9 protein-coding genes are annotated in these 12413 nt (G+C 54.5%); 6 read left to right on the forward strand and 3 right to left on the reverse strand.

What is annotated here, in order from left to right:
- The first annotated feature begins 12 nt into the window (after nt 1–12).
- The 6 genes from GSQ81_RS13930 to GSQ81_RS13955 all read left to right on the forward strand — a co-directional run bounded on the left by GSQ81_RS13930 (nt 13) and on the right by GSQ81_RS13955 (nt 8433).
- Complete coding sequence (locus GSQ81_RS13930; protein WP_158911304.1) at nt 13–1758, forward strand: beta-xylosidase; 1746 nt, start codon at nt 13–15, stop codon at nt 1756–1758.
- Nucleotides 1759–1771: 13 nt separating this feature from the next.
- On the forward strand, nt 1772–3061 hold the full coding sequence (locus GSQ81_RS13935; RefSeq protein WP_158911305.1) for an MFS transporter: 1290 nt from the start codon (nt 1772–1774) through the stop codon (nt 3059–3061).
- Nucleotides 3058–4230, forward strand: a complete 1173-nt coding sequence (locus GSQ81_RS13940) for an L-rhamnonate dehydratase (RefSeq protein WP_158911306.1) — start codon at nt 3058–3060, stop codon at nt 4228–4230. Before GSQ81_RS13935 ends, GSQ81_RS13940 begins: the two co-directional genes overlap by 4 nt.
- A 10-nt stretch (nt 4231–4240) precedes the next feature.
- Nucleotides 4241–5257 (forward strand): AraD1 family protein, encoded by a 1017-nt coding sequence (gene araD1, locus GSQ81_RS13945; protein WP_174237968.1) that lies wholly within the window; start codon nt 4241–4243, stop codon nt 5255–5257.
- A 26-nt stretch (nt 5258–5283) separates the two neighbouring features.
- The gene (locus tag GSQ81_RS13950; protein ID WP_256369689.1) at nt 5284–6171 is read left to right on the forward strand and encodes an NAD(P)-dependent oxidoreductase; all 888 of its coding nucleotides are present in this window, start codon (nt 5284–5286) and stop codon (nt 6169–6171) included.
- 105 nt (nt 6172–6276) lie between these two features.
- A complete protein-coding gene (locus tag GSQ81_RS13955; protein WP_158911308.1) occupies nt 6277–8433 on the forward strand; it encodes a glycoside hydrolase family 3 C-terminal domain-containing protein in 2157 nt (718 codons plus the stop codon).
- Here the strand turns inward: GSQ81_RS13955 and GSQ81_RS20095 are convergent.
- The 3 genes from GSQ81_RS20095 to GSQ81_RS13970 all read right to left on the reverse strand — a co-directional run bounded on the left by GSQ81_RS20095 (nt 8430) and on the right by GSQ81_RS13970 (nt 12411).
- Nucleotides 8430–8657 carry a cytochrome P460 family protein gene (locus tag GSQ81_RS20095; RefSeq protein WP_254060190.1) on the reverse strand — a complete coding sequence of 76 codons (228 nt, stop codon included), beginning with the start codon at nt 8655–8657 and terminating at the stop codon, nt 8430–8432. The two genes, GSQ81_RS13955 and GSQ81_RS20095, sit on opposite strands and share 4 nt — an antisense overlap.
- Nucleotides 8658–9682: 1025 nt before the next feature.
- Complete coding sequence (locus tag GSQ81_RS13965; protein ID WP_254060191.1) at nt 9683–11152, reverse strand: efflux transporter outer membrane subunit; 1470 nt, start codon at nt 11150–11152, stop codon at nt 9683–9685.
- Nucleotides 11149–12411 (reverse strand): efflux RND transporter periplasmic adaptor subunit, encoded by a 1263-nt coding sequence (locus GSQ81_RS13970; protein ID WP_158911309.1) that lies wholly within the window; start codon nt 12409–12411, stop codon nt 11149–11151. The genes GSQ81_RS13965 and GSQ81_RS13970 overlap by 4 nt, the downstream gene beginning before the upstream one ends.
- Between the last annotated feature and the right edge of the window lie 2 nt (nt 12412–12413).

Consider the following 12413-nt stretch of genomic DNA (forward strand, 5'->3'; position numbering starts at 1 on the left):
AAAGGAATCGGGATGCCTCAGATCTCAGGTTGGTTGTCGCGGACGCTTCTAGCGAGTGGCATTGGAGGACTGCAGATCTTCGCAGTAAGTGCTGCGCTGGCACAGGGAACGGTGCCGCTACCGGCACCAGCATCGACCCAAACGCCCGTCTCGATTCAGGTGAATCTGGACAAGCCGGTTGGGCCATACAAGCCGATCTATAGCTGGTTCGGATATGACGAAGCTAACTACACCACAATGCTCCATGGAAGACTGCTATTGAAGGAGCTGCACGATCTCAGCCCCGTCCCAGTGCATATTCGCGTACATCATCTGCTTACCTCGGGTAATGGCGAGGCGGAACTGAAATTTAGTTCGACGAACGTCTACACAGAAGATGTCAATGGAAAACCGGTCTACGATTTCACCATTCTGGACGGCATCTTCGACGCGTACAAGGCGGCCGGTGTACGGCCCATGGTCGAGCTTGGGTTCATGCCCAAAGATCTGGCCGCAGACCTGGCCAATCGACATGAGCCGTACGAGGTTCACTATCCTCACTCGACAATTTCAGGTAAGTCGAATAACCCTCCAAAGGATTATGCGAAGTGGGGCGAGTTGGCGCGGGTCGTGACAGCGCACCTGGTAGAACGCTATGGCAAGGATGAGGTGCTGCGGTGGTACTTCGAGGTTTGGAACGAACCGGACATCGACTACTGGCACTCGTCACCGGAGGAGTATTGGAAGCTGTACGACTATGCAGTAGCGGGCGTAAAAGCTGCACTGCCCGGTGCGAAGGTAGGCGGCCCAGCCAGTACAAGTCCGGGTAATCCAAAGGCGGATGCGTTCCTCAATAACTTCCTTGAGCATGTGAACTCAGGTAAAAGCGCAGCGAACGGAAAGCCGGTCCCAATCGATTTCATCTCTTTCCATGCGAAAGGGTCTCCGACGATCGTTGACAACAAGGTCACCATGGGTATCCAGCATGAACTGAACGATGTCGACAAAGGTTTTGAGACTATAGCAAAGTTTCCACGCTTAAAGAGCCTGCCAATCATCATCAGCGAGGCTGACCCAGAGGGATGCGCAGCGTGCTCTTCGAAGGTGAACCGAGCGAATAACTATCGCAACGGCACGCTCTATCCCGCTTATACGGCAGCGGCCTTCAAAGGAATTTTCGCGTTGCAGGACAGGCATTCCGTCAATCTGTTAGCGATGCTGAGCTGGTCCTTCGAATTTGAGGATAAGGACTACTTTGAAGGCTTTCGCTCGCTTGCGACAAACGGTATCGACAAACCGATTCTGAATGTCTTTCGCATGTTCGCACTCATGTCCGGCAACCGCGTGAGAACAAGCAGCACTGGACAGGTGCCGCTCGATACGCTGTTAACCACGGGCGTGCGACAAGATCCCGACGTCGATGCATTCGCTACCTACGGCAATCATGTGGCCGCTGTGCTTGTGTGGAACTATCACGATGTCGATGGCGCAGCCGAAGCAACGCCTACTGCTGTGACGATCAGTGGAATTCCAGCGGGCGTTCATCGGGTATTGTTGGAGCATTACAGAATCGACGACGCACATAGCAATGCCTATACCGTGTGGAAGGACATGGGTTCTCCGCAGCATCCGACAACAAAGCAGTATGCCGATTTAAAATCAGCCGGTCAGCTTCAACTTCTTACTTCGCCGGTGTGGCTCGACGTAGACAATGGGAAGGTCACGGTCGTTACGGAGATGCCGCGACAGGGAATCTCTCTCCTACACCTGAAATGGTAAGAGCGAACCATTCATGAGTTTTTTGGACAAGCAAAGACACGACAAAGTACCGCGCAGCGAGGCCAGCCTACGTTGGTACGCCGTCGTGCTCGTCACCGCAGCTATCGCAATCAGTTACTTTGATCGGCAGACTTTGCCGGTCGCGATCTCCGCCATACAACGCAATATCCCCATCTCAAACCAGCAGTTTTCTTATCTACAGACTTCCTTTCTGATTTCATATGCCGCTCTTTATGTCATCGGCGGAAGATTACTCGACAAGCTCGGCACGCGGCGCGGTTTCATGCTGATCATGCTCTGGTGGTCCCTGGCATGTATGCTGCATGGCCTTGCCTCCGGATTCACGCTCCTGCTGTGCGCACGCTTTCTGCTCGGCATGGGTGAAGGCGGTGGCTTTCCTGCCGCGGTTCGCGTAGTAGCTGAGTGGGTTCCGCCTGAAGAGCGCTCGACGGCAATGGGCTTTATCAACGCTGGTACCGCACTCGGTTCTGTTCTGGCTCCGCCGCTTATTGGTTTTGTATTACTGCACAGCAGCTGGCGCACTGTCTTTGTCTCTTCAGGCGCAGTGGGACTTGCCTGGGTTCTCTGGTGGTCTGTCTCTTATCGTGGCAACCCACTGACCATATCCTCGAATACACTCGATGCTCGACTAGTCGCCCAGCAATTTACCTTTCGCGAAGTGCTTGGAATACGCAGTGTGCAGACGCTGGTTTTCGCGAAGTTCATGAGTGATTCAGCATGGTACTTCCTGCTCTTCTGGTTGCCGAAATATCTCTATGACGCGCGTGGCTTCGATATCAAACACGTAAGTTACTATGCATGGATTCCCTATGCTGCCTCGGGGATAGGCAGCTTTGTCGGCGGAGTGTACTCGAGCAGGCTGCTTCGTCGCGGAAACTCACTCGACCGCGCTCGGAAGCTTGCACTTGGCCTTAGCGCCGTTTTTATGCCCGTTGTGATGTTGGTACCGCTGGTTCCCGTACAGCTTGCGATTCTGCTGTTCAGCATCGCGTTTTTTTGCCAGCAATCCTGGTCTGGTCTCATCATGACGGTTCCTGCTGATATTTTTCCGCTCTCGCTTGTGGGAACAGTCTCGGGTCTTGTCGGATTCGGCGGCGCGATCGGCGGCGCCATCTTTGGCATGGTCGCCGGATATCTGCTTGGCCACGGCTTCACCTACGGGACACTCTTTGTCCTCGTCGGCACATTTCACCTCATCGGCTTCCTCGCCATTGTTTTATTCATCGGCAGGATTCAACCGCTTCGGACACCTGACCTCCTGGAGATAGAGAGCAACGTATGAAGATCACTGAAGTCCGCACGCGCGTCGTTCAGTGGGAAGGCAAGACAGTACCGCTTCCCCCCCACTTCTGCACTAACCCGATGGACCTCGTTACATTTCGTGACGCATCGATGGGCAACTTTGCCTTTCATGGCTGGGTTCTTGTAGAGATCTTTACAGATTCCGGTCTCGTAGGCCTGGGCAATGCTGCGCTCTCGCCGCTGGTGACAAAGACGCTGATTGACACCTATTTAAAACCAATCTTGATCGGCGCCGATCCATGGGATACCGAATATCTTTGGCAGCAGATGTATCGACGCACCATTGCTTTTGGCCGCAAGGGCGTCGCCATGACCGCAATCTCAGCCGTAGATATCGCGCTATGGGACCTGCTTGGCAAAGATGCGAAGCAGCCCGTGTATCGATTGTTGGGAGGTCGTACGAAGGAGCGCATTCCCGTCTATGCAAGCCGGCTCTACTCTATGCCACTCGACCAGTTACGCGTCGAAGCTCAAAACTACAAAAACCAGGGCTACAAAGCGATGAAGCTGCGTTTCGGTTGGGGTCCAATCGATGGGGCAGAAGGAATGCTACGAAATATCGAGCTTGTTAGCACTGTGCGCGAGGTAATCGGGGATGGCATCGATCTGATGACCGATGCCTACATGGGTTGGACACTGGATTATGCAAAGCGCATGCTGCCGCGATTGGAACAATTCAATCTTCGCTGGTTGGAGGAACCTGTCATTCCGGATGACACGCGAGGCTACAAAGAATTGAAAAGTTATGGACGCATTCCGATTGCCGGAGGCGAACACGAGTTCACCATCTTTGGATTTCGCGCATTGCTGGAGGCGAATGCCCTTGACTATATCCAGTTCGACACCAATCGCGTTGGAGGCATCAGCCAGGCACGCAAGATTTCAGCACTGGCTGAGTCGTTCCAAGTTCCCGTCGTGCCGCATGCAGGGCAGATGCATAACTATCACGTTGTCATGTCCAGCCTGAACTCGCCGATTGCGGAGTTCTTTCCAAAGGTGGATGTCGAGGTTGGCAATGAGCTCTTCTGGTACATCTTCGATGGTGAGCCTGTTCCTACGGACGGCCATATCGATCTCGATGATAAAACACCTGGCCTTGGTCTCACGGTCAATGAAGAGTCGCTTAAGCGCTTTACCGTGATTGGATAAAACAAAGATTATGATCATTCATCTTGTTCAAATCGCCGACTCTTCTTCTCGCCGCGTAGCGCTTGTGGAAGAGCCTTACCTGCGATGCCTCACGGGCATCTCATCCGTCTATGAACTGGCGCAGGAATGTTTGCGGGCATCCCGGTCCATCGCAGAAGACGCTGTCTCACGCGCGACCGGCGAGACGCTGTTATACGACGATGTCTACAACGGCAAATCATCTTGGCGGCTGCTGGCACCGATCGATGTGCCGGGGATACCTTCGCGCCTTCTTGTTGCCGGAACCGGCCTGACACATCTTGGAAGCGCCCAGCAACGTCAAGCAATGCACCTTGCCGATCAGCCGAAGCGGGAAGAGATATTGACGGACAGCATGCGGATGTTTCAGTGGGGCGTAGACGCCGGACGCCCGCCGGAAAACCAGATCGGCATCGCGCCGGAGTGGTTCTTCAAAGGCGACGGCTCTGTCGTACGCGCACATCTTGAACCGCTGGAAATTCCTGAATGTGCCGAGGATGGTGGCGAAGAGGCGGAGATTGCGGGGATATATATTGTCGCGGAAGATGGAACGCCATATCGCATCGGCATGGCCAATGGAAATGAGTTCTCCGATCACAAGTTTGAGAAGCGTAATTATCTGAATCTGGCGGGATCGAAGTTACGCACCTGCAGTCTGGGGCCGGAGTTGGTTGTCGGGGCAGAGTTTGGCGATATTCGGGGAAGAGTAAAGATACAACGCTCGGGCGAGAGCTTATGGCAGAAAAGCATCTCCACCGGCGAGAAAAATATGTGCCACAGCCTCGCCAATCTAGAGCACCATCACTTCAAGTTCGCGGGACATCGTCAGCCGGGCAGCGTGCATGTGCACTTCTTCGGCGCGGATGCACTTTCCTTTGCTGACGACATCGTTCTTCGCGAAGGCGACATCACTGAGGTGAGCTTTGAAGGCTATGGGCGACCGCTTCGGAACTCAATTACAGAAGAAGTTAAATCGACCCATCCGGTCCGCGTCCGTTCACTGGCGTAGCGACCCGAGCGATGTATGGAGGAATGATGGAAAAAGCGTCCGTGGCACTTCTTGGACTGGGAACTATGGGCAGCGGCATGGCGAGAAACCTCCTGAGGGGAGGCTTTTCGCTGACCATCTACAATCGCACGGCTGCGAAGTCGAAGGCGTTTAGCGCACAAGGGGCGCGGGTTGCGGCAACGCCCGCAGAGGCGGTGAAGGGAGCTCGAATAATTATTTCGATGCTTGCAGACGATGCAGCTTCGCGCCAAACCTGGACAGGAATGCATGGCGCTCTCGCGGCGGCTGATAGCGGCGCGGTGTTAATTGAATCGAGTACTGTAAGCCCCGCATGGATTGCAGAGTTGGCTTCCTTGGCGAATGCAAGGGGCCTCGATCTGCTGGATGCGCCAGTAACCGGTAGCAGAATCCAGGCTGAAGACGGCCAACTCTCATTTCTGGTTGGCGGTTCTGAGGCAGCACTCGCGATAGCCACTCCCGTACTTGGAACTATGAGTAAGGAGATTGTGCATCTCGGCGCTTCAGGTTCGGGCGCGAAGATGAAGCTTGTAAACAACTTTCTCTGCGGGGTACAGGTTGCATCCTTAGCCGAGGGCATTGCATGGCTTGAGCGTAGTGGCCTCGATCGTGACAAGGCGCTGGACATTCTCAAAAGAGGCGCGCCCGGAAGCCCCTTGCTGGCGAGCATCGCCACCCGAATGACAAGTCGCAATTACGATGTAAATTTTCTGCTGAAGCTGATGGCTAAAGATCTTGACTATGCCCACGCCGCCGCTGCGGAAAGCGGAATTAGCCTGACAACTGCCGCGAATGCGAACACGCTCTTTGAGCGGGCAATCATGGCCGGCTATGGCGAGAAGGATATGTCGTCGGTTGTGGAGCCGCTACGCGATCTTGCCGCCAGTCAGGGATGATTCGGCTGCCACAAATAAACTTCGCGCAGATGTGGCACATGATGGATTGCACCTGCGGCCATTGATAACAAATAAATCTAAATCTCGTTTCACGAGGGTCGTCGTATGAAACATGCCTTTCTCTCTTTTGTATGTCTCCTCTACTGCGGATTTGCCGTAGCGCAAACCCAGGCCGCGCCTGCCTACGTCGATCCTTCGAAGCCTGTGGAGCAACGCATTGCCGATCTGATTAGCCGGATGACGCTTGAAGAAAAAGCAGAACAGCTCAATCATCTCAACACTGGCATTCCGCGCTTGCATGTACCCATGTGGGGAGGATGGAATCAAACGTTGCACGGTGTCTGGTCCAAAGAGCCAACCACTCTTTTTCCCGCGCCGATTGCAATGGGAGCAACCTGGGACCCCGACCTGGTGCACTCAATCGCAGATGCTATGTCAGATGAAGCACGGGCCCTCTATAACAGTAACGCGGATGGTCCCCGTTCGAAGCATGGTCTCGTCTATCGTTCTCCTGTAATCAATCTCAGCCGCAATCCGCTATGGGGCCGTATTCAAGAAGTCTTCAGCGAAGACCCTTATCTAACAGGAAGAATGGCTGTGGCGTATGTGAAAGGACTTCAGGGCGACGACATCAATCATCTGAAACTGGCTGCGACCATAAAGCATTTCGCTGTGTATAACGTCGAGACCGGCAGGCAGCACTTATCCGTCCAAGTGGATGAACGCAGCTTCATGGAATACTGGATGGTTGCATGGAAGGCCGCGATCACCGAAGGACATGCACAGTCCGTTATGTCTTCATACAACGCCATCAATGGAACACCTGATGCCGTTAACCATCTTCTGCTGACGGATATTCTTCGCGACCAATGGGGCTTCGATGGTTTTGTGACTGACGATCTTGGTGCCGTCGCCTTGTTGACAGGGCGCGAAGGTTCTAGCGAACCGGGCCAGCGGATTACGGAAGATCCGGTCGTGGCAACTGCTCTCGCAATCAAAGCGGGCAATGATTCCGACGATACGGAGTTCCAGACCAATATCCCCCTTGCCGTCAAGCGTGGGCTTTTATCCACGCAGGATGTCGACCGTGCACTTACCCGTGTGTTGCGCGTCGGTTTTCGTCTCGGCGCATTTGATCCTCCCGGCAGCAGCCCCTACAGCAAAATTCCGATGAGCGTAGTGCGCTCTCCGGAGCATCTTGAACTGGCGCTGAAGACTGCCGAAGAATCGATGACGCTCTTGAGCAACCGCGACAAGTTTTTGCCGCTGAGACGCGATGCTGTCCACTCGCTTGCAGTAATCGGCCCTGCCGGAGATGAGGATTACGAAACGGGCAACTATTACGGGACGCCCGCACGCAAGATCGGCCCCCTGGAAGGCCTGCGGCAGTTGCTTGGCCCTGGTGTTAACGTGCAGTACGAAAAAGGCACGGGCTTTACCGAACCCGCGGATCCGGCTGCAATAGCGCGAGCTGTTGAACTCGCGCGCAAGTCCGATGTGGCGATACTCTTTCTCGGCACGAACCTGCACATCGAGGCTGAAGGGCGCGACCGGCGCGACCTAAACCTTCCGGGTGCGCAGCAACAACTTATGGAGGCCGTCGTCGCTGCGAATCCTCGAACGGTGCTGGTATTGATGAATGCAGGTCCGCTGGCCGTCACCTGGGCGCAGGATCATGTGCCCGCGATCCTCGATGCCTGGTATCCGGGTGAAGCGGGCGGCATCGCCATCGCACGCACACTTTTCGGCGACAACAATCCGAGTGGACATCTTCCTTACACCGTGTATGCGAGCCTTTACGGTGTTCCTCCACAAAATGAATACGACGTATCGAAGGGATTCACCTATCTCTATTTCAAGGGATTGCCTCTCTATCCCTTCGGCCATGGCCTCAGCTACACGCGCTTCTCATATAGCAATTTGAAGCTTTCGGCATCCTCGGTCTCGCAGACTGGCCAGATAGAGATCTCATTCGATCTCCGGAACATAGGCGATCGAGCAGGCACCGAGGTTCCCCAGCTTTACACTCATCAGGTGCAAAGCATGGCCGCGCAACCGATTAAGAGCCTGCGCGCATTTACGCGCGTCAGCTTGCAACCCGGTGAAACTACCCATGTGCAGATGCTCTTACGAACATCTGAGCTTTCTTTCTTTGATATCGGGACCAGGAAGTTCATCGTAGAGCCCGGCACTTTCAATCTGATGATCGGGTCCTCCTCAGAAGATATACGTCTCCGATCACAGGTGACCGTTCACAATTAGGCGAAATGATGATGGAAACAACACGATGCGTTTTCGCTTCGATGTCTCGGGTTTCCATTCTTCCTATCATCGCGCGTAGTGAGTAAAAACACAGTCCCGAGCTTGGCAGGTTCGTGGCAAGAAAAGCAGGCTTTGGGCTCCGCCTCGTTTGCCGGTTTACCATCAGCAAATTTGGCGAATCCCCAACCGCCTGTCTCGGCGTACTTTCTGGAGTCCTTGACCATGAACTGAACATTCGTGGGTGACCCGGCAACAAAGACTGTTCACGGTCAAGGACTTTGTTGTTTTCCTCAGACGGGAAGTAGCTCCAGGCCAGCCGGGCAATAATCATGCCATCCGGTAACGGCAGCTTTTCGCCCTGATAAGCCTTGCGGTCCCGACGGTGGCTTGTCCGCTGCTACTTTCAGGCAGCCTTGCGCTTCTTATATATCAATGACATAGTACATAGGTTGCATATGGGGAACGGGCATCGCCGCCGATAATTCGAAGCGGCCAAGGACTGACAATCTGAGCTGCGCGAGACAGATTTCCGCACTGGCTGCCCGCCAAAGGGGCCCTTTGGTGGTTGCCTGTTTCAAAGAGAGTTTACTCAAGAACTTTATAAGGAAGTATCCCCGCATGACTTTGCCATCTGGCTTTGATCGCCCGTTTCTGTCTTGCCTCCCCGGAATACCAACCGCAAGGCAGGAAGCATTGCGATGCACTTTGTCTGCTTCGCCGTGCGGGCGGTCGCCTGCCGGGCGGCCAGGGCGATACCCGGGCCAGCGGCGCACGCCGGAGGCACCATCCCGGTGGTGAGTGGCTTTAACTCTCCCCATAGTGTAGTGGTGGACGGGAGCGGGAACGATCCAGCGAATTCAATAATGCGCTTTTGATATGTGCGGCCTTCTGGCAGCAACGAACGTTCATGCGCAGTGGATGGCCTCTTTCACCTGGAGTTACAAGTGATGCGCTCAATCTCGTTGTGTCGGCAGGAGGAGACGTGGATATAGGTTTATCGTGCCACGTCTCTATAGGCTCTCGCATTGAACATTCCATTACATTAGACGCCTACCATATCTATAGCCGTACAAAGTACGACATTACACCCGCGAAATGCGTCACTCTTTGAGAAGGGAAGGTCTGTAAAGAGGTAACTCAGACACTTTACAGAAACTCTAATGAGTCGGCCGTTTCTGGAAGGATGTCTCTGGACACATGGATTGTTGAGGCTGATCTCTTCAAAAGGCTCTTTGAGCCTCAGGATTGATTATGGGTTGGGCAGTTGAGTAGTGTTCCAACCACCGCCTAAGGCTTTGATGAGAGCGACGCTGGCTGCGAACTGGCGCGTCGTGATATCGGCATCGGTTCGTTCGTTATTCAGTTGCGCCGTTTGCGCAGTCAGAACTTCGAGGTAGGTAGTGACACCGCCTTTATAGCGTTTCGTGCTGAGAAGCAACGATCGCTGGGCAGAATCGACGGCCGTCTTTTCAACAGCAGCTTCTTGATCAAGAACGCGCAATGCGACGAGGTTGTCTTCTACTTCCTGAAATGCGACGAGTACAGTTTGCCGATAGTTTGCCACTTGCATATCGTAGGCATCTCGCGCCTGCTGGGTGATAGCATGGCGGCGTCCCGCGTCGAAGAGCGTCTCAAGTGCTGAACCACCGAGTCCCCAAAGCGCGCTGGGGCCTTGAATCCAGGTGCCGGGATTGGTGCTTTCAAAACCACCAACTCCATTAAGAGAGATCGTTGGATAGTAGGCAGAGATCGCCACGCCAATCTGAGCGTTGGCAGCATCTACGCGACGCTCGGCTGCGGCAATATCAGGTCGCCGCTCCAGTAGTGCCGAAGGAACACCGGCAGGAACGGTGGGAAGCTGGAGATGAAGCGGCATGGCAGGCAGAGAGAAGCTGGATGCCGAGGTGCCGACAAGCGTTGCAATGGCATGCTCATACTGCGACCGGGCTACACCGATATCGATGGCTTGCGCTCTCGTGGTCCTCAACTGCGTCTCTGCTTCGGCGACATCCACGTCGGTGGCTACGCCACCTTTGAAGCGAACCTGGGTGAGATTGTAGTAATCCGTGTAAGCAATCACCGTGCTGTCGAGCAACGCCTGCTGCGTATCGAGACCACGCATCTCAAAATAATCTGTTGCAATCTCGGAACGGATGCTGAGTTCAACATTGGCCAGATCAGCGGCGCTTGCCTGTGCGTTGGCGCGCGCCTGCTCAACAGTGCGGCGCACCTGACCCCATAGATCGGGCTCCCACAGAGCCTGTCCTTCAAGGGCAAAGGTATTGTATTGATACTTGGTGACGGAGCGCTGCGTGTTGGGCTGGTTGTAGGATTCGCGAGTGCGCGAGACGGAAGGCCCTGCGCCTACCGTGGGGTAGTAGTTCGAGCGAGCAACACGCACCTGCTCACGCGCCTGGAAGTATTCACCCATCGCAGCTTTGAGCGTCTGGTTGGAGATGGCAATTTTGTCCTCCAGCGCATTCAACTGGGTATCGTGATAGATCTCCCACCATTTACCGCGTAGAACAGTATCTCCGGGCTGTGCCTGTTTCCAGCTTCCATTGAGAGGATTTGGCGGCGGCACCGTTTGACTGAAAGCAGGTGCCGTAGGCGCCGAAGGACGATGATAGTTCGGCCCGACGGTGCATCCAGCCAACCCGAAGCATATAGATCCGGCAAGCGTGATGCGTAAGAACGAAGATTGGCGATTGGTTCTCACTTGTCTTCACCCTGTTGCGCCTGAGAAGGTTGACCAGCCGATTGCGCTCCAGGCTTCACGATATGTACTTTTTCTCCGTCGATAAGCGAGTCCGGCGGGTTCTGGATCACTTCACTCTGTGGTTCCAGACCGGATACGACCTCGACAACTCGGCCATCGTCTCGGCCAATTGTGATAGGCACCAATCTGGCAGTATCGCCATGCTGCACGACACTGATGCGTAAACCTTCGGTGCGGAACATAAGCGTAGAGACGGGGACGATCAGCGACGGCTTAGCGTTATCGATCTTAAAGTGAACCTGCGTGTAAGCTCCGGGCAGTAATTCCCCTTTGCTGTTGTCGACATCGACCTCCACCAGCAAAGTGCGCGATACGGGGTCGATGGCTTTAGAAGTACGAACAACCTTGCCCTGAAAGCGGCGTCCCGGATATTCGTCGAAGGTAAGGTCGGCGGGGAGTCCGGGAACGCAGTCATGCGCATAGATCTGCGGGACATTAACATAGACGCGCAAAACACGCTCGGCGGCAATATGGAAGAGTTCTTTATTCGCGCCTGCGTCGATGAGCGTGCCTGTATCTACATCGCGTGCCGTAATCGTACCGTCGAACGGAGCGTAGACTTTTTCAAAGCCAACGAGTTGCTCCAGACGTTGAACATTCGCAAATGCAGATTTAACTGCGGTGCTGGTAGAAGCTGCCTGCGTCGTGAAGGTGTCCGTATCCTGCTTCGAGACCGCATTGGACTTGAGCAGGTCCTGATAGCGCTTTGATTGAATCTGCGCATTACCGGCATTAGCCTCCGCGGTGGCCAGATCGGCCTTTGCCTGCATCAGTTGTTGATCAATCTCCGGGCTCTCAATAATGGCAAGGAGTTGGCCTTCTTTAACATGCCCTCCGATGTCGAAGTACCATTTCTTCAGATAGCCGCTGGTGCGAGCATAGAGGGGCGAGTCTTGATAGGCATAGATATTGCCGGGGAGCACGACCTCTTGCGAAGGTTGCCCCATGGTTGGCTTCGCAGTGATGACATCGGGAGCAGCGAGAGCATCCGTCTGTTGTTGCAGGGTTGTACGTGCACGAAGTCGCGGAACGATGCCAGTAGCAGCGAGTATAACGGCGACCACTAGAAGAACGAGAACCAGCAGGATTGCCTTGCGTCCCGAGATAGGCGGTTTGCCGTTCCCTGTCGGGATATGGCTATCGTGCCCCTGAATAGGAGTTTGGTCATCGCGCAGTTCTGAGTGAGGTGATTGGCTCATGG

The sequence above is a fragment of the Granulicella sp. L56 genome (assembly GCF_009765835.1).
Classification (GTDB): Bacteria; Acidobacteriota; Terriglobia; order Terriglobales; family Acidobacteriaceae; genus Edaphobacter.